Source organism: Desulfobacterales bacterium, from assembly GCA_021647905.1.
Classification (GTDB): Bacteria; Desulfobacterota; Desulfobulbia; order Desulfobulbales; family BM004; genus JAKITW01.
Map to the genome: position 1 here is coordinate 1 of JAKITW010000047.1, position 22,980 is coordinate 22,980.

The following is a 22,980-nucleotide window of genomic DNA, read 5'->3' on the forward strand; positions in this document are numbered from 1 at the left end:
AGGACTGAGGTCAGAGGACCGAGGACAGAGGACTGAGGACTGAGGACGGAGGACGGAGGACGGAGGACAGAGGACTGAGGACTGAGGACTGAGGACTGAGGACGGATGACGGAAGGCAGTGGACGGAGAATATTGATTTTTAAACCGTTCGAACGTTCAAACCGTTTGAACGTTTAACCCCTGCACCCTGCACCTTGCACCCTGGAGAAGCCATGTACCTGCAACTGGCCTGGCGTAACATCTGGCGCAACCCCCGGCGCACGGCGGTGATCATGCTGGCGATCATCGTCGGGGTCTGGAGCATGATATTCCTGGGCGCCTTTATGCGCGGCATGCTGGTGGTGATGGTTGACAACGGCATTGCCACCCTGACCGGCCATATCCAGGTGCTTCAGAAGGATTATCCGGATGATCCGGCGATTGACAACAGCATCAGGGACCCGGACCAGGTGGAAAGGGTGCTCCGGGACAACCTGCCGATCGGTTCCCGATGGACGGCCCGGGTGCGGGTCAACGCTATTGCCGCCAATGCCCGCCACTCCACCGGCATCACCATGGTGGGGATCGAGCCGGCCCGGGAAGCTGCTGTCTCCTTTATCGGCCAGCCCATCTACCAGGGCCGGTTTCTCAAGAAAAACGATCCCACCGGCATCCTGGTGGGCCGGGCCCTGCTCGATGAGTTCGGGACAAAACCGGGCCGCAAGCTGATCCTGATGTCCCAGGATACAACCGGCGAGATCGCCTCCCGCGCCTTCCGGATTGTCGGTGTGTTCCGGGCCGAACTCGAGGCCACGGAAAAGCAGTTTGTTTTCATCACCATCACCGCGGCCCGGAAGATGCTGCGGATGGGGTCAGCCATATCCGAGATCGCGGTTATCCTGCCGCCGGGGCAGGACCTGGCGGCGGTCACCGACAGGCTCCGGGCTGTTCTCCCTGCGGACGACTATGCGGTGCGGAACTGGCACCAGCTGTTGCCGATGCTGTACGCCTACCTGGAGATGTTCGACATGTACACCTATATCTGGTTCCTGGTGGTGTTCGTTGCCATGGGGTTCGGGATCGTCAACAGCACCCTGATGGCAGTCTATGAGCGGATGCGGGAGTTCGGCCTGCTCAAGGCCCTGGGCCAGCGGCCGGGCCGGATTATCATCGGGGTGCTGACCGAGACTTTTTTTATTCTGGTCCTCGGGTTGCTGGCCGGCAATCTGCTCGGCCTTATCAGCGTGGCTGCCCTGGCGCCCGCCGGGATCGATCTCTCGGCCCTGGCCGCTGGCGCCGAATATGCGGGCATGCCCCGGGTGATCCATCCGGTGCTCAACGGCCGGGATCTGATGGTGGCCGACCTGGTGGTGTTCGTGCTCGGCCTGCTGGTTGCCGTCTACCCGGCGATCAAGGCGGCCAGGTTCACCCCGGTGGAGGCGATGATGCATAATTGAAATGTGAATTGTGAAGGGTGAAAAGTGAAAGGTAGTGGAGAATTCTCCATTTTAAGTTGGGGTGGCCATGGCCATTGTTGCATGCACTGATGTCGTAAAAAAGTATCACCAGGGCAAGGTCGAGGTGTCGGCCCTGCGCGGGGTGACCCTGGATATCGACCGGGGGGAATTCGTGGCCCTGGCCGGGCCGTCGGGCTCGGGCAAGACCACCCTGCTTAACATGATCGGTGGTCTGGATCGTGCCGATAGCGGCCGGATCGTGGTGGATGGCAACGACTATGGCGCCATGACCCAGGGGGAGCTGGCCCAACTCCGCCTGCATAAGATCGGTTTCGTGTTTCAGTCCTATAACCTGATCCCGGTGCTGTCGGCCCTGGAAAATGTGGAATATGTGATGCTCCTCCAGGGGGTGGCGGTCAAGGAGCGGCGGGCCCGGGCCCGGGCGATTCTCGACGAGGTGGGGCTGGGCGAGATGTATGACCGGCGGCCGGCCGAGCTGTCCGGCGGTCAGCAGCAGCGGGTGGCGGTGGCCCGGGCCATTGTGGCCGAGCCGGCCATTGTCCTGGCCGACGAGCCCACTGCCAATCTCGATTCCGAGACCGGCCGCGGGCTGCTGGAGATGATGCTGGAGATGAACGAAAAGAAACAGGTCACCTTTATCTTCTCCACCCATGAAGAAATGGTAATGGACCATGCCCGGCGGCTGGTGCGGATCAAGGACGGCCGGGTGGCGGCCGACCGGATCAAGCAGGGAAAAGGAATGGCGGCTGGTTCTTATCATGAAAATGGAACCGGGTAACAGAAAAATATTCAGGGACCTCATCTGCCTGGCCTGGCTCCTTACCATGCCCCTGGCAGCGGCCGCGGCTTCAGGGGCGGGGGCGGAAGACGGGCCCCACATGGAATGGGGCGGCCATCTCACGGTGCGGGCCGGACTGTCCCGGCCCGGGGCGGACTCCTTTTATGCGCCGGTGGGGACCGGTGATTTTATCGACAACCAGATCGAGTTCCGGCTCAAGAATCTCCTCTATATCGGTAACCACGCCAGCCTGGAGACCCATTACGAACTCCTGTGGAGCGGCGGCGATACCAGGCGAAAACAGAACCAACTGGGCCGGAGCACCCCGGGGGTGAGCGCGGCCGGCCCGGAGGATGACCGGTTGCGGCTCTTTGATCTCAGTTACCGGCTGAGCGAGGATAACGACCAGCTTCTCTATCATCGGCTCGACCGGCTGGTCCTGACCCTGCAGCCTGCCTGGGGCAGCGTTTCCCTGGGCCGCCAGGCCCTGACCTGGGGCAACGGTCTGCTGTTCAACCCCATGGACCTGTTTAACCCATTTGCGCCCACCGATATCCAGCGGGATTACAAGACCGGCGACGATATGGCGGTTGTCAGCTTTTCCCTGAAATCAGGCAACGAACTGCAACTGCTGGCAGTGGTGCGCCGGAATCCGGCCGGGGGCAAGGTGGACCGGGATCATTCCTCCCTGGCCGCCAAGTATCATTTCAGCCGCAATACCGCGGAGTATGACCTGATGGCGGCCAGCCATTACCGCGACGCGGTGCTCGGCCTGGGCCGGGTCGGCTATATCGGCGATGCGGCCGTGCGGCTGGACGGGACCTGGACCATGCTCAATTCCGGCAGCGGCAATGATAATTTTTTCTCCCTGGTGGCCAACCTGGATTATTCCTGGGTCTGGCTGGATAAGAATTATTACGGACTGGTGGAATTTTTTTTCAACGGCCTGGGCGGCGACCGGTATACCCGAGCCCTGGCAGACCCTGACATGGCGGCCCGGCTGGCCCGGGGCGAGCTTTACACCCTGGGCCGCACCTATCTTGCCGGTGAGCTGCGGGTGGAACTCCATCCCCTGTTCAACCTCTCGCTCACCGCGATCACCAACCTGGCCGACCCCTCGGGGCTGCTCCAGCCCCGGGGCGTCTGGGACCTCAGCCAGTCGACCCGGCTCACCTGCGGGGCAATCATCCCCTATGGCAGGTCCGGCACCGAGTACGGCGGTTTCCGGCTGCCCGACAGCCGGTTCAACCGTGCGTCCGCGGCCAGCCTCTATCTGTGGCTGACCTGGTACTATTAGACCCTTTGCAAGCAACATTTACGCAAAATCGTGTATGTTGCGAGAGGCGTAAAGAGTCTTCTCCTGATGTTGGAACTGTAAAGGGTCTTATACCCCTCAACGGGGTACTGAAAACAGTCCGGCTTCGCTGGTTGGGGCTTTTGATTATAATCTTCACCAAGCACCAAGCACCAAGCACCAAGCACCAAGCACCAAGCACCAAGCACCAAGCACCAAGCACCAAGCACCAAGCACCAAGAACTGATCACTAACCCCCGACCATCCAGGGCCATGGCGAGTCTCACCCTCCGTAATATCACAAAACAGTTCGGCGCCACCACTGCGCTCGACGATGTCAGCTTTACCGTGGCGGACAGCGAATTCGTGGTCCTGGTGGGTCCGTCCGGCTGCGGCAAGTCCACCCTGCTGCGGCTCATCGCCGGGCTCGATGCGGTGAGTGCGGGCGAAATCCTTCTGGCAGACACCCTGGTCAACGATGTCCCGCCCAAGGACCGGGATATTGCCATGGTGTTCCAGAACTACGCCCTTTATCCGCACATGACCGTGTTTGCCAACATGGCCTTTGGTCTGAAGATGCGGGGGATGGCCAGGAAGCTGATCCGGAAACGGGTCCTGGAAGCGGCCCGGATTCTGGGCCTGGAGCAGTTGCTGGCGCGCAGGTCAAACAAACTCTCCGGCGGCCAGCAGCAGCGGGTGGCCCTGGGCCGGGCCATTGTCCGCAATCCCAGGCTGTTTCTGTTTGACGAGCCGCTCAGCAATCTCGACGCCCGGCTGCGGGTGGCCATGCGCGCTGAGTTGATCCGGCTCCACCAGCGATTGGGCGCCACCATGATCTATGTCACCCACGACCAGAGCGAGGCCATGAGCATGGGCGACCGGCTGGTGGTCCTGAAGGATGGCAGGGTCCAGCAGATCGGCGCGCCGCTGGCCATCTATCACCGGCCGGCCAACCTCTTTGTGGCCGGGTTTATCGGCAATCCGCCGATGAATTTTTTTTACTGCACGGTCCTTGACCAGGGTTCCGGGCCGGTTCTTCAGGGCGATTCCTTTTCATTGCCCCTGCCGGCAGCCATGCGGAAAAAACTTGAATCAGCGGCCCTGGATGCCGGCGAGATAGTCTTAGGCATCCGGCCCGAGGATATCCTGGAGTCGGGCACTGGCCGGGATTCGGGCTCGGCGCTGCCGGTCATGGCCCGGGTGGAGTTCCTTGAGGTAATGGGCAATGAGATCCTGGCCACCTGCAGACTGGGGGACCAGGGGTTCATCGCCCGGTTGTCACCCCAGACCGCGGTCAAGGCCAACGCCGAAGTCTTTTTTTCCTTTGCACTCGACCGGGCCCTTTTCTTTGATCCGCGCACCGGCGAGTCGATCCAATAGTACAGGAGGAAGCGCATGGACCGACCGGGATTTTTTCTTACTTTCAGCCTGTTCCTTTTCATACTGGCCTTGATCGGTCTGGCCGGCTGCGGCAGTGACCGGTCAATGGAAAAAAAGGACACACTGACCATCACCGTCTGGTTCCACACCGGCCGGCCCGAGGAAAAGCAGGTGATGGAGGACCAGGTGCGGCGGTTCAACCAAAGCCGAACCGACATGGTTGTGAAACTGGTCCTGATTCCAGAGGGTGACTACAACACCCAGGTCCAGGCCGCGGCCGCCGCCGGGGCCCTGCCCGACCTTCTGGACCTGGACGGGCCCTTTCTGGCCAACTATGCCTGGAAGGGGCATCTCCGGCCGTTGACCGGGTTTCTGCCGCCGGAGTTAAAGAACGATCTCCTGCCTTCGATCATAACCCAGGGCACCTATAATAAAGAACTCTATGCCGTGGGGATCTTTGACTCCGGCCTCGGCCTGTACGGCAGCCGAGCAAAATTGATCCAGGCCGGGGTCCGTCTGCCCACCGGACCGGATGACGCCTGGACCATCGACGAGTTTGACCATGTTCTTGCCGCCCTGGCCGGGCAGGACGATGACTCCATGGTCCTGGATCTCCGGCTCGATTACCGGGGCGAGTGGTTCACCTATGCCTTTTCGCCGCTTCTGGTCTCAGCGGGCGGTGATCTGATCGACCGGCGTGGTTACCAGAGCGCGGACCGGGTTTTAAATGGTGACGGGTCGGTTTTCGCCATGACCCGGGTCCAGAACTGGTTTAATAAAAAATATGTGGACCCCAATATCGATGCGGCCGCCTTTACCTCGGGCCGGGTTGCCCTTTCCTGGTGCGGCCACTGGGAGTACCCCCGCTATCACCAGGCCCTGGGTGATGATCTGGTTCTCCTGCCGCTGCCCGATTTCGGCCACGGCTCCCGCACCTCCATGGGGTCCTGGTGCTGGGCGATCCCGCGGAACGGCCAACACCCGGACAAGGCGGCTGAATTCCTGCAATTTCTCCTCTCAACCCCGGAGGTGCTGGCCATGTGCGCGGCCAACGGCGCAGTACCGGCCACCCGGTCGGCCGTTGCTGCCTCGCCCCTGTACCGGCCGGAGGGGCCCTTGCATCTTTTTGTGCAGCAGTTGGAAAAGTCCGCCGTGCCCCGGCCGCGGACCCCGGCCTACCCAATGCTTACCTCGGCCTTTCAGCAGCTTTTTCAGGATATCCGCCATGGCGGCCCGGTGCGGGAAGCACTTGACCGGGCGGTGGCGATAATCGATCAGGATATTGTTGATAACCAAGGATATCAACCGCAATAGGAGTTCTTAGGGAGAACCGATGGCAACCGGCCGACAGGATCTTGAGAAAAGCGACCACCGCGCGGCTTGGCTGATGGCCGCGCCGGCCCTGCTCGGCCTGTTATTGTTTATTGCCCTGCCTTTTATGATCGCGATTTTTCTGGCTTTTACCCGCTATAGACTGGACTCGCCCCTGGGGCTCGCCTTTGTCGGACTGGAGCAGTTCCAGCGGATTTTCTCCGATTCCGGCTTTATCCGGGCCCTCTGTAACAACACCCTTTTTGCTCTCATCGTGGTGCCCCTGCAGACCGGGGCCGCCTTGATCCTTGCCCTTTTGCTCAACCGGCCGCTCAGGGGCATGACCATGTTCCGCACCCTGTTCTTTCTGCCGGTGGTCTTTCCCATGGCCCTGGTGGCGGTGGTCTGGGAACTGGTCTATGCCCCGGGCCCCAACGGGCTGTTAAACGGTTTTTTAGGCATGTTGAGCTTCGGCGCCTGGCAGCCGGTGGATTTCCTCCACCATTCCGGTTTCGCCATGCCGGCGATCATGCTGCTCTCCATCTGGCAGGGGGTGGGCTTTCAGATGGTGATCATCCTGGCCGGGCTGCAGGCCATCCCCACGATCCTGTACGAGGCCGCAGCCCTGGACGGGGCCGGGCCCTGGCAGCGCTTTTTTTATATCACCCTGCCGCGGTTGAAGAATACCCTCATCTTTGTGGCCCTGGTCACCACCATTCTCGCCTTCCGTCTCTTTGACCAGGTCTGGATCCTGACCCAGGGCGGTCCGCAGCGGGCCACCACCACGGTGATGTTCGAGATGGTCCGGGCGGTATTCAGCCGCCAGGACGTGGCCCGGGGCGCGGCCATGAGCGTGGTTTTTTTCATAATCGTCCTGGCGATCACCCTGGTCCAGCGGCTGCTGATCCGGGAAGAACAGGACCCCCGGTGACCAGTTACGAATATTGGAATAAACCCCGTCCCGGCTACGCCGGACCGGTCAGCAAACCAGCGGCATAAACATGAGTAAGCGTTCACCAGCACCCCATCTTCGCACGATCAGCCCGGCTCACATAGGCATACTATGGATTCGCCGGCCTGCTTGCACGAATCCGTGGCACTGGTAAACGCTTACCGGCCGGTGGTTTCCGTAAATTTGTAGCCCCTCTGGTGAACGGTTACAAACATGAAGGCTTTCCACCTTATTTCAGCCGCCGACCTGTCCTGATAACCGGGGCCACCTCAATCATAATATCTTATATGGTATAGATACACCTTGCGATTCCGTATAATTCGTATTATTATCCTGCATAATTCGTATTATGGTAACGATTTTCTCGTAAAATACTAACGGAGCAAAATGTACGAACGTAACTGTGAAAAAGTAATCAAAGAATTATTGCATGATTTCCGGATACTTTATCTAACCGGCCCCAGGCAGGCCGGCAAAACGACCCTGGCCCGTAAAATTGCCCGGGATCTCGGGATGCAGTACATTTCCCTTGACGAGCAGACAGCATTTGCTTCAGCCCAGAACGACCCTCAAGGATTTATTGACAGCCTGGCAAATCAACCCGTAGTACTGGATGAATTCCAATACGCTCCGGAACTCATCAGGGCGATCAAACTCGCCTCTGACAGGCTCTCTCCACAGGAACGTGGTCGATTTTTCCTCACGGGTTCAGCAGATCTTTTCAGTTCCGCGAAGACCCAGGAAGCACTGCCGGGGCATATGGCCAGGGTAGAACTGTATCCTCTGTCCGTGACGGAAAAACAGGCAGGCAGTTTCAACCTGATCGACTTTCTGCTTGCCGAAAAAATATCACTGCCGGACAATATTCCTCCAGTCAGTCGGGAACAAATAGCACAGACTTTGATTGATGGCGGGTACCCTGAGATACAGGACAAAGGATCCCGTGCAAAACAAATATGGTATAAATCATACCTGCATGGGCGTTTATTTAAGGATTTTGAATCCATTTATTCAGCAAAAGGTGATTATCACACCAAACTCGAATCACTTATTCCGTATCTGGCCGGCTTAAGCGGAAATTTGCTGAAATACGCAAGTGTTGCCAATGATCTTGGCCAAAATGACAAGGTCGTCAAATCATACATTGAGGCCCTGGAATGGATGTTTATTATCAAACGTATTCATCCCTACGTAAAAAACAGAGCCAAACGACAGACCATCGGCATGGCCAAAATACATATGATTGACACGGGCCTGGCCTGTCATCTCCTGGGCCTGAAGAAAAAAGAACAGCTTCTGGATTCGATGTATTACGGTGGAATGCTGGAAAACTTTGTGGTCATGGAGTGTTTCAAACACCTTGCATGGTCGGAAGAGACCATGGACATATACCATTTCCGTGACAAAAGAAGAAACGAAGTGGATATCGTCCTGGAGCAGGAAGATAATCGTCTGATCGGTGTTGAAGTGAAGGCTTCCAGTACGATACGCAGCAATGATTTTAAAGGACTCCGGAAATTCGCCGAGGTGGTCCGCGACCAGTTCAAGTGTGGTCTTGTTTTTTATACCGGGTCAAGATTATTGCCGTTTGGTGATGGCGGTAAACCCTGTTTTGCTGTTCCATTGTCAATACTATGGAGATAAAGATGGATGCGGAATCCATTCGATTCCGGCCACCCCAACTGAGTGGTGGCGGCCCTGGGGAAAGAAATGAATTTACAGAAAAGAAGTTACACTACCTGCGGGGATGGGGGGGTAGTCATCAAAGGGCCGGGGTAGTCACTTTCCCACTGATCGCCGTTGGCGGATTTTCCGGTCCACCTCACTGGCCTCTCTCCCGTATTGCGACATGGATGAAATGATGATTTTTGATTCAGTCTTTGGTTGAAACAAAGTTTCATCCCTTATGCCCCGGAAGCTGAAAGGCGGGATCGACTCGCCGTTTATCCCGGCGCTGATATAGCCATGCCAGTTCGGGAGGCCGATGATGTCCCTGGCTTGAAAATGCGGATAAAAGACCGGTTCCAGCCTTTCGGCGTCGTCCTTTCCCAAACGGAAGGCGACAATGGCGCCCACATTACCGAGAATGGCGGCCAGGAGATCATCTCTGCCGGCGGTGGATGTCTTGGTGAGTTGGGCGGTATATTGGGTGGCCAGGACCAGGCCGAGCCGGTATTTTCTGGCCTCGGCCAGCAATTCGATGAAATTTTCAGGCGAGAGATGGTGACATTCGTCGACATAGAGAATGAAGTCTTTTCTGGCCTCGGGTCGTATTTCGCCGCGCTTCATGGCGGCAAGCTTGAACCGGGAAACAATCTGGTTGACCAGCAGGCCGCCGACCTCGGCGCCGAACCTCCCCTTGCCCAGTTTCAGCAACAGAATGTTACCTCTGTTCATGATCGCCTCGAAATCAATGGCGGTTTTCTCCTGACCCACGATCCTGCGCAGGCTGCTGTCATGGGTAAAGCGGCTGAACTTGGACGTGACATAGGGAGACAGGTTGGCCAGGCTGGCCTCGCCGCCGGTTCTTTCCAGTTCCTGCAGAAAATCATGCGTGGTCGGATCGTCTATCGATTCTTTCAACCAAAGCCGGAAATCGCGGTCAAGATAACAACGGCTGAATTCCAGCAGGGTGGGGGTGAAACCTTTGCGCTTCCGGTCGCCCATGAGCAATTTAAGCATCCCCCTGAGATTACTTTCAAAAACCGGTCCGCCGGCCATCCGCATATCATAGAGACGGTCGAGGGTCAGATAAAGTTCATCAATAATCAGATCCCGCTCTTCGATGGTATGCCATTCCAGGAGATTGAAGCCGATAGGCCTCTGCCGCTCCAGAAAGTCGAAGAGGATGACATCGTTGATGCGGTTCTCAGGGATTTTGCCGACCAGCGAATCAACCATATCGCCATGGGGGTCGATGACCGCCATACCGCGGCCGGCCCGAATGTCCTGCAGGATCAGATGTTCGAGCAGCGTACTTTTCCCGGTGCCGGTCTGCCCGAAAATCGCTATATGGCGCATCCGGTCATCCGCTCCCACACGGATTTTCTGCGATACCCCCTGGTGTTCATTGATCCCCAGGACCACACTGCCGTCTTGACCGTCATGATCCGGCAACAGGGCAAGGCTGGTCCGCGAACGGCTGACGGACAGACCAGGTATATCCGTTGTCGGCGGCGAGGGCAATCTGAATGCGCAAGCCGCCTCGGTCAGGGAATAGGGTTCCAGGTCCGCATAGTAGTTGACCCTCTGGACAACGGGAACCGATGTTTTGCGGATCTCAAAACCGCCCATAAGAAGGGAACAGCCGCTTTGCTCGGACTGTATTCTGGTGACCGCCTTGCCCAGGATATTGGCCAGGCAGTGATCCACGGGTTGCGCGGCAAGCAGGTAGAGCCCCATGTGAAAGCTTGTTTCAGAGAGTTTTGCCAGTTGCTGAAGGGAAACCTTCCGGACCAGATCGGCCTGAAATCGAAGGGTGGAGTTGTCTTCCCCGAAAGAACCCAGGAAACGGTCGCAGGTGGCAATGGTCTCAACCAGCCGGGCGCGGTATTTTTCCGGCAACCGACCGGGAGTGACGCGGACAATGATCTTGACGGGGTCAAGCTGGGAAATCATGGTGTTTACCAGGTTTGACCAGTCATCAAAAGAGGCTGTCCATGGGTAGACGTGGTGAACGGTCAGCGGCGTGTTTCCCGGCAAGGTCCTGGCTTCAAAGCCGATGGCCGTCTTCTTCAGGGGCGCTTCCAGGGTCAGGATCTCGCGGCGGCGTCTGATAGACGCCGCATGGTGCAGCAAGTTTCCTTGCCAGAGTTCATACATTTCTCCGGCCTCGACGAGGGGTACAAATTCCGCCTCAAGCAGATGCGAGGCCAGAATCGGCCGCAGCGAGAGATAAAAAGAGAGAATTTTTTCCTTGATTCTCTCCACATTTTTACCTTTGCAACGGATGAACAGCGTTATCGGGAAACAGCTTTTGGCGATGTTGGCGAGATCCGGGCGGGCATCAAAATGCAGTTCCAGGGTAATGCCGGGCCCCAGGCCCGACAGGCTATGCAGCAAGGATTCCCGCCGGGCCTGGAGGAATTGTTGTTTCTTGACCTGTTCCGAGGCTCCGTGTCTGTCGGCGCCGTCTCCCGGTTTATCCAGAAGATCGGCCTTGAGGATAGACCGCATGGCCAGTCCGGCCATGGCTTCATGCATGGCGCCGTCCCTGGTGACATGAACGGCGGGGAAATGTGATTTCATGGCTTTCTTCCCTCCAGGCGGAGTATTCTCTTGATGGTTTCTTGACCCAGGCCCATGGCTCGAAGTTCATTGGCCATGGTTCTCCTGGTCTCCCGGTTCCAGGCGGAAGCAAGCAGAGTGTCGATACTATTCTCCCGGCCGTCGGTTTTTTCGGCCACTTCTTTTCCTTGATTGTTTAAACGCATATATGTCTCCATTGTTCAGGTCTACTCTTCAGCTTCCATTTGCATCAAGTGGGGTCTTGGCCGGTCGTTCCGGAGAGGTGAAATTGATCGTCGGACTGCCCGAAACCGGCTTGGCAAAGTTCGTCATGGGGGCCGGGGCAAAGCCGAACTCCCGGGCCTGGCCCATGATCTTCCGGGCGAAATCCATATCCACCGGGCCGACATGATGCTCCTTATCACCGGCAAGGGTGGAGACCATGGTCTCGGTCAGGCAGGCATAGGTCGTGCCGGTCGGCGGACCCATGTTGAAACCGATATCCATGCCCGGCACGGTCATGAAACCGCCGTCGACCCGCAGAACGTCGGGACGTGCCCGGCATACTTCCGGCCCCATGTTATGCGGCTGGGCCATGTCCACCACCACGGCGCCTTTCTTCAGCATATCCGGCCCCGCTACGTCGCCCACCGCCGACGTGCACAATAGGAGAATGTCCGCCCCGCGGACCGCGTCGTTGTCAGTTGAGCAGACAATCTCGCCCTGAAAGCCGGACATCTCTCTCGCCACTTTTTTCAGTTTGTTGCGATTCGGGCCGGTAAGGACCATCCCCGCCGGTTCCAACTCAGAAAGCAAGATGGCGTCGGCCCGGCCCACCAGGCCGTATGCCCCCACCACCGCGATGATGCATTGCCGGATATCAATACCCCTCAAGGCGGCAGCCTGTTGCACCACCGGCACGGCCGAGGCGGCGGACAGACCATCGCCATGGGTGATGGCGCAGGTGACCCGAGAATCCCGGATCACAGACAGGCCATTCAGGGACATCGGTGCGGTATAGGCGCCCAGGCCGACCCGCTCAACCCCGAGATGGTTCTGGGAGAAAAGAACCGCCTCCTTTATCTGCCGGGCCACATACTTGTTGGGCAGGGCCAACATCTCCCGGGCGGTCATGGGCAGGCCGACAATATAGCCTTCCACCGTGTTCGAGACATGGAATCGGGAACAGACCACCGGTCCGCGCCAGGCCCGCATGAATTTCAGAACGAGCCGGGCCGCGCCTTCAGGGATCATCCTGACGCCCGTTTCTTCTCCAATCCCTGTCTTCTTTCCCAGAAAACGGCCCAGGTCTTTCCCTTCCCGGGGGTGAATCAGAAAGGCGAATTTTCTTTTCTCTGCCTTGATGGCGTGTTTATGCATGGTCATGTCTCCTTGTCGGGATTTTGAAAATGTTCAGATCCGGATGCAATCGGCGCCTTGCAGACGCAGGTGTCTCTTACCCCCCGCTCCATGGCGAGAAATGCCCGCCATGGGATGGGAAGTCGAAGGGATCCGGCGGCCGGAGCCGGTATTTGCTGGTCAGGAAATAACGGGTAGTTCAGGAAAGGATCACCCGGATAAAGGGTGAGCCTGTTATCTGGGTTCAGCCTTGCGGAGTTCCTCGTCAAGCCTGTTGTAGAGTCCTTCCAGCGCCTCGTGGAGGCGGCGGGCCTCCTCACTTTCCCCTACCTCCACCAGTGCCCGCTGGATCCGGTCGATCCTATCTTCCAGTTCCTCCAGGCCCTGCTGGACCTCCTCGGACCGTATTGCTTGGTCGATATCCTCGATCAGTGACTGGGCCTGCTGCCGGAGATCTTCTTCCAACTGGTCCCAGTCGATATCGTTCAGGACCTCGTTGAAGTCATTGACAAACCGCTCCAGATCCTGGAGCAGTTGCCGGACCTGGGGGGAGTCAATGGAGTCCCGTACCTGGTCCGCAACCTCGGACATCTTCCAGGCCAGGAAGCTGTCGGTTCCCTCCAGGATGTCACCGTCCTTGATCGATTCACCGGCCCGGCCCGTCACCTTGGCCAGGATGCATTTCTCCTTGGGAGCGTTCTGGTCCGTATCGATATAGAACATGGTGGTGCGGGGTATCCTGCCCTTGTGTTCACGCGCGAGGCGGACAGTCACATTGATGTTGCCGTTGACCAGTTCGACCGACTTCACCTCGCCGATATCGATGCCGGATAGATAGACCCGGGCCCCGGGTTGCAGTTGTTTGGAATTTTTGAAGGTCACGGCAAAAGTTTCACCCTGGGGCCACAGGAAAAATGCCGTTGTTCCGGCTGCGGCCAGGATCGCCGTGACGATGAGCGCTGTGATGAGTACATTTTTTCGTGTCATGATCTCTTCTCCATCATGGTTGTTAGGCAGGGGCGGTTGCCCGGTAGTCGCTGCTGTTTCCTGCATTAAGGTTCTGGCGCATGGAGTCGAAGTAGATCCAATGCGACGGCGCGAATTTCATTAGAAGCCGGACAAAGAGAATCCGGTCCGGCTCTTCAATGGAGACCAGGCGCATCTTTTTGTCCTGCGAAACAAGGTTGAGAAGCCTGGTCGCCTCATCTCCCTCCCTGTGCCTGAGTCCGACAAGGAAGGTCTCGGCTGCGCCCTGGTTCCGGGCAAACTCGTGAACATTAACGAGCAGGGCCGCGTTGTCGATGCCGGTCCGCAGGGTCTCCTCCAGGTCAAAGCCGGGAACCGTCTCGTCGAGATGTTCAAGCAACCCGGCAAGGTCCAGGGCCAGCACCCCATTGAACCGGTCATCGGTGATCCGCCCGAGGACCGTGTCGAGTTTTTCCAGGGCAGGTCCGACGCCAAGGTCAATGATGTCATTGAAACAATCCCGTTCCGGTTCCATGGAAACGAGGATGTTGTTTATCGCTTCCTTCTCCTGTTTCCAGAGGTGTTCAAGGTGCACCCGGGTCGGGAATTCGATAATGTTCCCGCTGTCCAGGGTTTCCACATTTTCCCAGCATGACAGGGCCTCGCCGTGCATCTTGCGCAAACCGTTCAGGCCGTCGGCAAGCCGGAGCAGGTAGCCGGAGAGTCTCTCCCGCAGGAGGTGATACCATTCGATGGCATAGAAGCAGGCGGCAAAGGCTGCGCGCTTTTTCTCCAGCCCGGCGAGGATCGATACCGCCTTATTCCGAATTTGGCCTTGCTCCGCTTCCGCCTGCTGGCGCCGGTCCCGGGCCTTCTGCCAAGTCCGCCGGGCTCCGAAGAAATACCGGCGCACCCCCACCAAGGTGTTGAGAATGGCCGCCCCTGCGGTCAATGGCGTGACGAGCCGAAACAACACCCTGAGATCCGGCTGGAAATAACCGGTCAGCAGGGCCGCTACCAGGACGATCAGGCAGTTGTGAATAATGAACCATTGCCGGAATGTCCGCCGGGCCGATTCCTCGGCTTTTCGTTCCGCTTTCGCCGTCAGTTTGCAGGTTGCGGCGGATTCGGTCAGTTGCGGCAGGACATCGGCATAGTCTTCCAGGGCCTTGTCCTCGACCCGCTCTTGGAACAGTTCGCGGCGAGTGCCCGGATCCTCCAGCCCGCGGTCGATGTCCCGCAATTCGGCCTGAAGTTCCTTTTCCCTGGTAATCAATTTCTCCAGGTCCGTCCCGGTTTCCCGGAGGCGGGCATGCAGTTCGTCCTTTTTCAGGTCGTGCCTCCGTTGGTTCGGACCGGAATCCTTGCCATGCTCCTGTTCTTTGTTCCCAGGAGCATTGGTTGCCGATTCCGAACGGCATATGGTGTCCGCGGTCTTAAGCTGGCGTTTCAGGCTTTCAACCAGGCTGGTCTTGTCAACGATTGCCTGACGGACTTTTTTCAACTCTCTTCTCTGTCCCCGGACCGCCAGCAGATCATCCCAGTATTCCGTTACCAGCGCCCAGATTTCCTCCAGGCCCGAGGCCGTGCTGACAGTGCCTCCCTTGATAAAACGTGACTCGGTGTTCAGCCAGGCGGAAAGATAGGCGATCCCGGCCGGCAGTTCCCCTTCGGCTGTGTTTACCAGCTCGCGACATTTTTTCATGATCAGGCCGCTGTCTTTTTCAAGGAGCTGTTCCTGTTGCCGGACGGTCTTTTCGTAAAGGGCCGATTCGTTAGCACGACGATAATCCCGCCAGGCCGTTTTCAGCTTATCGGCATACCGAACCACCTCCTCCTCTTCCTCCATGATTTCCCTTTCCGGAAAAACAAAGGGAACATGAATGGCACCGCCCGTATCATTGCGGGAAAATCGCTCCATGGGCAGATCCAGTCGTCTTTCATTGATCAGGCCCCGGATTTCCGAGTCGATTTTCTGGCGGTCAAAGGTCAGTTTCCGCCAAGTTTTGAGAAACCCCAAGGCTTTCGTCGTCACCTTGCTCCGTAGGGCCTGTTGCATGGATGAGCGGGCCAGGCGAAGCTCGAAGATTCCCAGCGAGTGCAGCATCTGCGCCTCTCCGCCCCGGGTCAACGTGCCGGCCGTATCCGGCAGACGGAATTCCGGATGCTGCAGAAAGGCGACGAATTCCGCCGTGGTCCGGGTCAAGGCGGAAAAGGTGTTCAGGCACGTTCCCCTGCCGGTGGAGTTCGAAACGAGCCAGCAGTGATGAAACAATCGGTTTCCGGCCGCCCCCCCTGCTCCAGGCCGAAGAAAGGCGTCCTGAGCTTCCAGCAGATGCCGCGCGGTCCGAATCCCCGCTGGTTCGTGTTCTTCCTTTTTCAGCACGAGTTGCTCCGGCACACCGGTCACGCCCTGGTAAAAGGCGTCCGGGGCGATCTGGAAGAGATGAACGGTGATGGGCAGATTTCCCTCCCGGGCAACCTGTCCCATGATTTCAGCAAAGAAAAGCACCAGGCTCGACCCGATTGGGTCGAAGGTGGTGGAGGCAAGAACCACCGTTAGACCGGCCCGGACCTTCAATCCCGCCTGACCGGCAGCCCTGACATGCGACTCCTGCCGGGCGATCTGTGACCATGCCTGGATCCAGGCCTTGACATCTTTTTTGTGTTGGCGCCCGGCGGCAAGGTTCTCCTGCCAGGCGCCCGGGGTCATTTCATTCCGCAGGCCGTCGATCAGGCAGACCTGCTTCTCGTCCCGGCCTGAAACGATTACGCCTTCATCCTGCAAAAGCGCTGTTGCCACAAAGGGCCTGGCATGTTCCGCCAGGCCCTCCCGCCAGTTTTGGACCGGCTCGATAAACGGCTTTGCCCGGGATCCGATCCCCATGATGATTGTTGTTGTCATTGTCATGGCGAGTACTCCTTTACAGGCTGGATAACTGGGTGATGAATTCGTTGATCGCGTGGATCTCCTTCTCAACGAGCTGTTTCAGGTCCGGTTCGGTAATGGCGCGGACCTGTTCCATGAGTTCGTTGTCCACGTATTCCCGCAGCCGGGCGGCCAGTTCGCTGTCCCCCATCTTCTTGCTGCGCTGGGTGATAAGCAGCTGATGCTCATGGCGGAGATCATCATCCCTGATGTATTTTTCATAGGCGGCGACCCGCCCCTGGGCCAGGGGAATCTTATAATCATCCGCCGGCCGGCCGCTTTTCCGGGAATGGGCGTAGTAATGGGCCCCGTTCCTGGTGATGATGCCAAAGACCTCGGGCACGTGGGCCAGGGCCCATACCTGGAAGTCTTCCTCGTTTTCATGGCTCGGAAAGATGTCCGGCAGGGTGTCCTCCCAGCGGCCGTCGATTTCAAAGGCAATGCGATTGAACCCCTTGTCGCGCATGGCGATGGATTGCCGCTTGGCCTGCTCGTACCTGCCTTTGCACGCGGCCAGGCTTTTCAGGGCAAAGGGCGGCACCGCATCCTCGATTCGCACGCAGACAATCCGGTTGTGATCACCGGTGCCGACAATGACCGGCTTGCCCACGCCCTTTGAGGGCAGGTACTCGAGCAGGTTGAGGCGGTTGAACACGTTGTCAACCGTTGAACCGCAGCCAATGAGAAAGATGTTTTCGGTCTTCCTGTTTTCGGAAAAGTTGCGAAACGAGGTATCCCACTTCCAAAGAGGTTGACTGAAACGATCCATGTCGGCAAGCAGCTTCTTCAGCCTTTCCCCGTCCATTTCGCTGAGCACGCTGTCAAGATCCTTGTCCTGCAGGAACTGTATCTGCGGCAGGTCCTCGCAGTACTGGCGGAACCCCTCGAACAACTCATCGCCGCTTCGCTGGGCCAGGTCGAGGAAACTGGGCGAACTGGTAAATTTATCCAAATAGGCCGATACATCGGCGGCAGCGATCACCTGATCGGAATAATCCTTGCCCACCTCGATCTCGTTCGGCTTGCGTTGCCGCCGGCGCGACACCACGGCCTGCATTTCACCGATGGCCCGGTTGGAGGCCATTTCGCAAGAGTTACGCAGGGCCTGGGCCTGGGCCTTGAGCCGGTCGGTCTTGTGCAGCAGCTCCTTATACACGGCCGCGGCCTGTTCCCGCCGGAGAATCTCGGCCTCAACCATGAGCCAGGCCCGGCCGGCAGCGGCCAGGTTCTCGTAACCCTTCTTCAGTCTGCTGCCCCGGCCGAAGATCTTGCCGGCCGCTTCCCTGACCTGTTTGCGGGCCAGGTCTACAGCCTGGGTCCGCTCATCTTTTTCCGGAACGAATTCGTTGATCTCATCGATCATCATCTCCCGGTAGGATGCGAGAAATTCCCGGCACTGCCGCAGGAACTGCTCCAGGCAGAGCAGACCGCCGGGCCGGTTCGAGATCTCATGCACATGGCTGTGCAGGTCGTCCATGGCCTTCCTTCTGACCTTCTCACCGTTGTCCCGGGCTGTTTTTTCAAGGCCATTGAGCAACCTGGCGCTGTTTCTCTGAATCGCACCCAGAAAGTTTTCCGCGGTCTGCCGGTCGTACTTTCCCGGAATGCGTTCGTGAGTGACTGCATTCGGATCGAGAATCCGGTCGATCACCTGGTCCTTGTCAGCCTCGACCAACTGCCAGGAATTGAGGCGGCTGAGAACATCGCTCTCGGTCGCCTCCTCGATTTCTTCCTGCAGGAGCACAGTATCAACCAGTTTCCTGACCAGGCCTACCGTGGCATAGCCGCTGATCTCGTCGCCGCGGTAGACCAGTTCGCTGATGCCGATCCCGGATAAGAACGGATGTTTGCCGAGCCAGGGCATGGTTGCCGCATTTTTCCAGATGCTTATGGCATTGCCGGCCAGATAGCCGGAGGCAAGAAAAAGGATTCGGCTGAGGTTGTCCTCGATATCCTCGCGCTTGTAGGCGAAGCTGTCGTTCTGCACATCAATGGACATTATCTTGTTAAAGGGCTGGAGCGAGCCCGCGCCCTTACGGTCCTCCCGGGGCAGCCGCAGGTCGTGCAGGGTGATCCCGGGGGCCTTGCGCGGATCGTTGTTGGCCATATAATCCAACTCTTTCCAGAAGGCATAGGCATTGGCATGAACCAGATCGGTGTTCGCTTCATTTTCAAAGGCCGTATAAGTAATGAAAAATCCCAGCAACTGGTGTTCCGGGCTGCCGTCAAAAAGGCCTTCGCGGATATAACGGCCGATGTCCAAGGCCATTCCCGAGCCGGTGCCGCCGCTGTCGGAGGCGACCAGAATAACCCGGACCGCCTTGGTCGGCGGAACCTCGTAAACATCAGGGTGGCTCGAGATAAGATGCGGGCTCTGCAGTTCCTCAAAAACGGTTCTGATGGTGTTGCATATTTCGTAGGCCCGAAAGTGGAAGGCAAGCCTGCCGTTGATCCGCCGCTGGCCGCACCCGTCAACAATCGGGTCCGCCAGCACGCCTTTGGGCCAGAATTCGGCAATGGAGTTGACGTTGTTCACCACGGCCATCGGATCGTTTACCTGGATCTGGACCATCTCGTGAGGTTCAAAAAACAGGTCATGTGCTCCGCTGGTAATCCGGGGCGATTCATCGGTGTCAATATGAAGAAACTTGACCGTGTTGGGAATAAATCCGTACTTTTCCAGGAACTGATTTTTGGTCTTGAGCAGGGTGCGGCCACCGGTACCGCCGATCCCGATATAGAGGGTGCGCTGCACCTTATTGACCGTCCTTTTCCGTGGTCTTGCCGCACCGAACAACTTATTAATCTTTCGATGCCCCTTGCCTTTCTTGCTTGCAGAATCCTGTGCCATTTTGTTCAGCTCCCTTGTTTGTTTGTCGGCGTTTGTCGTGTTTCCCATTTTGATCTCTCCTGTTAGGGTTCGTAGTCCGGTTCCAAGTTTGCCTCGTTGTAACTGACGCTGGAGATCCGGATTGCCAGGTCGCCGCAGGCGAGCACATCGCCGTCGTAAACCAGGAAATCATCCCCTGCGTTTTCCATCTCCATCCATGACGAGACAGTGTCATCCCGCCGAAAATGTTTGATCCGGGATTCCCTTCGGTTCAGCCTGACCCGGAGTTCATCATGGCTGTCACGGTGTTCAGGTATGAAAATCAGTTTGGCCTCTATCACCTCCAGTCTGCCGCAGCCCTGACCGATGGCGATCTTGCCTCTGCCGCGCAGATAGAGGCTGTCCACGATCCGGTTGGAATCGAAAGCTTCCGGTGTATCGGCGGCAACAACCTGGAGTTCCACGTCCTGGAAAGCGGGGCGGCGCAGCCAGTAGATCCCGCCGACCGTGGCCAGCAGCAGGATCAGGCCGGCGCCGCCCTTGACCGCAACACGCCAGAGCGGTTCCGGCGCTGCAACTACGCCCAGGTCAAAGGGAAGTTGCAGTTGATCAGTCGGTCCGGCCCCTCCCGGCCCCTGTAATCGGAAACCGGAGGCGCCGGAGGCATGGAGGATGATCTTGCCCGAATAGCGACCGGCCTGCAGGTCGGGCGGCAGAGGAATGGTAACCCGGGCATATTCCGCTGTATCCCAGTCGGACACGGTCCAGGAGCCGGTATCGAACCCGGCCCTGTCCGCCAGCAGGATGACCGGCTTGTCGAAAGTTATTCCGCTTACCTCGGCCACCAGCGAGACATTTACGGACTCGATGGCGCCGCTTACCCTGCCGATTCTCTGGATCCGGTAAAACCGGCTGATCTGTTCCGGCAGGGCGCCGGATACGAGGATCTCTTCGGAGCCGGTTGCGGGCTGGATGGGGTGCAGGGCGACTGTCGGCGGCCGGCCCAGGTGCATCCGCCAACGGATGGTCTCGGGCTGGATTATGATCCGCGCGTCCGCCGAAATCTCCATCGTGCCGGCAAGGAGAAAATCCGCATCCGGGATGGGGTTCACCAGGGTCGGAGCCAGGCGGACCTTGGCCACGTAACTGCCGCTCCCCCTGGCAATGGTGTTGGTTTCCGCATGGGGGAAAACAACGTCCATGCCAACGGGCAGTTCACTCTGTTCGCGCTCAAACACCGGCGTGAAGGTCAGGGCAATGGTTTCTGCTTCCGTGCCGGTTCCGTTGGTGATGTAATCAAAGGAGAGTTGCCGTTCCGGCATCTGTTCATTGGGAAGCCAGTAGCCGAAGTCCAGTTCCGGGATCCTGGGCCGGATGATCCGCAGGCTGGTCTCATGGCCGATGGCCGAGGTCACCATCTTCGCCTGGCGGACCTCGGCAAAGGCCTCCTTCTCCAGGGCGAGTTTCTGTTTGTCCCGCTCCGCAAGATTGTCGGGCAGGATGTGCAGGGTATAGAGCCAGGGCTTTTCAATGGAGTTGTCGGCCCAGTCCTGGAACATCTCCAAGGCAATGCGCAGGTTGTCCGGATAGTTCGGTTCCGTGTCAACCCCATCGGTCAAGGCAAAGATCGTGGTCGCAATACTCAGGCCAGGCTGGTTGGCCTGGTTCCGGAACCGGGGAATGATCTTCTGGATTGCCGAGAAGATATAGGTCTCTTTCCCCGTGGCCTCCAGGCTGGTCAGGTAGTCCTGGATCTCCGCGATGGACTCGTCCCTTTTCCCGGCAGGCAGGAGCTGAAAGGTCTTCTCATCGTGGATCCGCCGGTCGAACGGGAAGAAATGGATAGTTGCCGGTTGCGATTCCGGGATACTTTTGACCAACTGTAAGGCATCGCGCTTGATCTGTTCGAAAAGGAAAATCCTTTTTTCCGGATTGAGCGGGTCATCGATCAGCCGCGAGTCCCAGACCATCGAGCCGGAGGTGTCGATTAAAAAAACGTACCTGACAGCAACTCGATCTGCGGCATATGCCGGCCAAGAGCAACAAAACATGGCCAACCAGAGGGACATACAGATCAGCAGCCGAACCGACTGGCTGATTGCCTGCTCAAACCCCACCAACCGACCATGGGTGTATCCAGTTCCAGGCTTGTTCCTTTGGACAATTTTCATATCAGTCTCCTCGATATTCGTTGATCAATTCCGCCGCGCGGCTCCTTTGCCATGTTCGTATGCTCATCGCCCATCTGGGCAAGGCAGCGAAGACCGCAGTCGATACATCCGCGGGTCAACCACTTGAGCGACCGCTCGGGAACAGACTGCCCGCATAATCGTCGCGGTTTTTTCACCTTCAAGGCGAACAGCCTCCGGCCCACATGCCTGGAGTTCATTCAGGACCGCTTCGAACATTTCATGGGCCTGTCCGGTCTCGGCTTTTTCCAGGGTAACGATTGACCAACTCTCCAGGCGCTTGGACCACTCGATGGTAAAGCGCTTCGGATTCGTTGCGGCCAGCCAGGCCAGGTATTTCTGTCTGCTTCTGCGCCGCCGGATACCTGCCTTTCCCATGAAGTCCTCCTTCATTCAAATTGAGGTTATCTGCGCAAAATCCTTATGAGGGCGCCATCCCGTTCGATCACAACAACGCCGGCGGCCCGGTCAAGCTGTCTGATGGTCTTTTTTAAGGACCGGATCACCTTGCCGGCATCACGCTTCGACAAGGTCAATCGCGCACCACCGTCTTCTGCCCGGGCAAACTGACCAAATCTCTCGATGACATCCAGTACTCCTTTGGAAAGATCGAGTTGTTTCCGCCGGTCCCTTTTTTTTGCCTCAAAGCCTCTGCTCATAACGAACCTCCTTGGGGTGTTGTTGCAGACCCGTATGGGCCATCCGTTCAACCTCTTTGCCCACAGTCTTGCCGAAAAAAGAACTTCTGAAAAAAAACGCAATATTGCAGAAAACAGGGCCTCTGCCGTACGGGATGCCGAGAGGAAACACCCTGCCGGCAACGAAAGCCCACAGGCGGCGGCAGCATTCCACTGCTATCGTTTGGAGAATGAAAAAGGGGGGGGGAGTTTGACCGACCTGCTACGCGCCCGATAACAAGACCGGGACAACGGCAGGGGCAATATGAGTCTGAAAGGCACCCTATGCGAGAGCAGAGGAGCCCGTGCGGAGAGGCCTATTCCGGTAAATCCATCACCGTTTCGGCTTTAGGAAATAATAAGGAGAATACAGGTCGGGGGGAAAATTACAGTGGTTGCAATATTGCAATCCAGGGAGGAGAAAAAGAGGCGAGGGGTATTACCGGGGGAAGTTAACGGCGAAGCCAATAATACACAGTGGTAATCCGAGCCGCTCGGATACCTCTTCTGAGAATTATTGGTTGGATTTTGGGTATCGGCGTGGTTTGTCACAACCCAAGCCGGCTCGGATCTCTCTTCTGAGAAGCCACTCGCCGAAAGGTAGTGGTCAAATCGTCACAACCCAAGCCGG

The 22,980-nt window shown here is 57.8% G+C and carries 16 protein-coding genes; 7 read left to right on the plus strand and 9 right to left on the minus strand.

Annotated features, from left to right (window positions below):
- Positions 1 to 212 precede the first annotated feature (212 nt).
- The 7 genes from L3J03_08165 (at position 213) to L3J03_08195 (ending at position 8,816) form a co-directional block, all read left to right on the plus strand.
- On the plus strand, positions 213 to 1,436 hold the full coding sequence (locus L3J03_08165; GenBank protein ID MCF6290952.1) for an ABC transporter permease: 1,224 nt from the start codon (positions 213 to 215) through the stop codon (positions 1,434 to 1,436).
- Between the two features lie 67 nt (positions 1,437 to 1,503).
- Positions 1,504 to 2,235 (plus strand): ABC transporter ATP-binding protein, encoded by a 732-nt coding sequence (locus L3J03_08170; protein MCF6290953.1) that lies wholly within the window; start codon positions 1,504 to 1,506, stop codon positions 2,233 to 2,235.
- On the plus strand, positions 2,216 to 3,532 hold the full coding sequence (locus tag L3J03_08175; protein MCF6290954.1) for a hypothetical protein: 1,317 nt from the start codon (positions 2,216 to 2,218) through the stop codon (positions 3,530 to 3,532). The genes L3J03_08170 and L3J03_08175 overlap by 20 nt, the downstream gene beginning before the upstream one ends.
- 270 nt (positions 3,533 to 3,802) lie before the next feature.
- Complete coding sequence (gene ugpC, locus L3J03_08180) at positions 3,803 to 4,909, plus strand: sn-glycerol-3-phosphate ABC transporter ATP-binding protein UgpC (GenBank protein ID MCF6290955.1); 1,107 nt, start codon at positions 3,803 to 3,805, stop codon at positions 4,907 to 4,909.
- Positions 4,910 to 4,924: 15 nt separating this feature from the next.
- Positions 4,925 to 6,223 (plus strand): sugar ABC transporter substrate-binding protein, encoded by a 1,299-nt coding sequence (locus L3J03_08185; GenBank protein MCF6290956.1) that lies wholly within the window; start codon positions 4,925 to 4,927, stop codon positions 6,221 to 6,223.
- Between the two features lie 19 nt (positions 6,224 to 6,242).
- Positions 6,243 to 7,151, plus strand: a complete 909-nt coding sequence (locus L3J03_08190; GenBank protein ID MCF6290957.1) for a sugar ABC transporter permease — start codon at positions 6,243 to 6,245, stop codon at positions 7,149 to 7,151.
- A gap of 408 nt (positions 7,152 to 7,559) precedes the next feature.
- Positions 7,560 to 8,816, plus strand: a complete 1,257-nt coding sequence (locus L3J03_08195) for an ATP-binding protein (GenBank protein ID MCF6290958.1) — start codon at positions 7,560 to 7,562, stop codon at positions 8,814 to 8,816.
- A 135-nt stretch (positions 8,817 to 8,951) separates the two neighbouring features.
- On the opposite strand, the gene L3J03_08200 is transcribed toward L3J03_08195, so the two are convergent.
- From L3J03_08200 to L3J03_08240, 9 genes are all read right to left on the minus strand, one after another.
- Positions 8,952 to 11,420: a type IV secretion system DNA-binding domain-containing protein gene (locus L3J03_08200; GenBank protein ID MCF6290959.1), complete on the minus strand. Its 2,469-nt coding sequence runs from the start codon at positions 11,418 to 11,420 to the stop codon at positions 8,952 to 8,954.
- Positions 11,417 to 11,578 (minus strand): hypothetical protein, encoded by a 162-nt coding sequence (locus tag L3J03_08205; protein ID MCF6290960.1) that lies wholly within the window; start codon positions 11,576 to 11,578, stop codon positions 11,417 to 11,419. The genes L3J03_08200 and L3J03_08205 overlap by 4 nt, the downstream gene beginning before the upstream one ends.
- Positions 11,579 to 11,633: 55 nt before the next feature.
- Complete coding sequence (locus L3J03_08210; protein MCF6290961.1) at positions 11,634 to 12,779, minus strand: hypothetical protein; 1,146 nt, start codon at positions 12,777 to 12,779, stop codon at positions 11,634 to 11,636.
- Between the two features lie 213 nt (positions 12,780 to 12,992).
- Complete coding sequence (locus tag L3J03_08215; GenBank protein MCF6290962.1) at positions 12,993 to 13,745, minus strand: MlaD family protein; 753 nt, start codon at positions 13,743 to 13,745, stop codon at positions 12,993 to 12,995.
- 22 nt (positions 13,746 to 13,767) lie between these two features.
- Positions 13,768 to 16,635: a hypothetical protein gene (locus L3J03_08220; GenBank protein MCF6290963.1), complete on the minus strand. Its 2,868-nt coding sequence runs from the start codon at positions 16,633 to 16,635 to the stop codon at positions 13,768 to 13,770.
- 13 nt (positions 16,636 to 16,648) lie between these two features.
- Positions 16,649 to 19,504, minus strand: a complete 2,856-nt coding sequence (locus L3J03_08225; GenBank protein MCF6290964.1) for a tubulin-like doman-containing protein — start codon at positions 19,502 to 19,504, stop codon at positions 16,649 to 16,651.
- Positions 19,505 to 19,566: 62 nt separating this feature from the next.
- Positions 19,567 to 21,453, minus strand: a complete 1,887-nt coding sequence (locus tag L3J03_08230; protein ID MCF6290965.1) for a hypothetical protein — start codon at positions 21,451 to 21,453, stop codon at positions 19,567 to 19,569.
- A gap of 264 nt (positions 21,454 to 21,717) precedes the next feature.
- Complete coding sequence (locus L3J03_08235) at positions 21,718 to 22,050, minus strand: hypothetical protein (protein MCF6290966.1); 333 nt, start codon at positions 22,048 to 22,050, stop codon at positions 21,718 to 21,720.
- 26 nt (positions 22,051 to 22,076) lie between these two features.
- Positions 22,077 to 22,331 (minus strand): hypothetical protein, encoded by a 255-nt coding sequence (locus tag L3J03_08240; GenBank protein MCF6290967.1) that lies wholly within the window; start codon positions 22,329 to 22,331, stop codon positions 22,077 to 22,079.
- Positions 22,332 to 22,980 lie beyond the last annotated feature (649 nt).

Excerpts from the sequence above, each read along its gene's own strand:
- L3J03_08165 (MCF6290952.1), top strand. The coding sequence starts at position 213 with ATGTACCTGCAACTGGCCTGGCGTAACATCTGGCGCAACCCCCGGCGC.
- L3J03_08170 (MCF6290953.1), top strand. The coding sequence starts at position 1,504 with ATGGCCATTGTTGCATGCACTGATGTCGTAAAAAAGTATCACCAGGGC.
- L3J03_08175 (MCF6290954.1), top strand. The coding sequence starts at position 2,216 with ATGAAAATGGAACCGGGTAACAGAAAAATATTCAGGGACCTCATCTGC.
- ugpC (MCF6290955.1), top strand. The coding sequence starts at position 3,803 with ATGGCGAGTCTCACCCTCCGTAATATCACAAAACAGTTCGGCGCCACC.
- L3J03_08185 (MCF6290956.1), top strand. The coding sequence starts at position 4,925 with ATGGACCGACCGGGATTTTTTCTTACTTTCAGCCTGTTCCTTTTCATA.
- L3J03_08190 (MCF6290957.1), top strand. The coding sequence starts at position 6,243 with ATGGCAACCGGCCGACAGGATCTTGAGAAAAGCGACCACCGCGCGGCT.
- L3J03_08195 (MCF6290958.1), top strand. The coding sequence starts at position 7,560 with ATGTACGAACGTAACTGTGAAAAAGTAATCAAAGAATTATTGCATGAT.
- L3J03_08200 (MCF6290959.1), bottom strand. The coding sequence starts at position 11,420 with ATGAAATCACATTTCCCCGCCGTTCATGTCACCAGGGACGGCGCCATG.
- L3J03_08210 (MCF6290961.1), bottom strand. The coding sequence starts at position 12,779 with ATGCATAAACACGCCATCAAGGCAGAGAAAAGAAAATTCGCCTTTCTG.
- L3J03_08215 (MCF6290962.1), bottom strand. The coding sequence starts at position 13,745 with ATGACACGAAAAAATGTACTCATCACAGCGCTCATCGTCACGGCGATC.
- L3J03_08220 (MCF6290963.1), bottom strand. The coding sequence starts at position 16,635 with ATGACAATGACAACAACAATCATCATGGGGATCGGATCCCGGGCAAAG.
- L3J03_08225 (MCF6290964.1), bottom strand. The coding sequence starts at position 19,504 with ATGGCACAGGATTCTGCAAGCAAGAAAGGCAAGGGGCATCGAAAGATT.
- L3J03_08230 (MCF6290965.1), bottom strand. The coding sequence starts at position 21,453 with ATGGTCTGGGACTCGCGGCTGATCGATGACCCGCTCAATCCGGAAAAA.
- L3J03_08235 (MCF6290966.1), bottom strand. The coding sequence starts at position 22,050 with ATGGGAAAGGCAGGTATCCGGCGGCGCAGAAGCAGACAGAAATACCTG.
- L3J03_08240 (MCF6290967.1), bottom strand. The coding sequence starts at position 22,331 with ATGAGCAGAGGCTTTGAGGCAAAAAAAAGGGACCGGCGGAAACAACTC.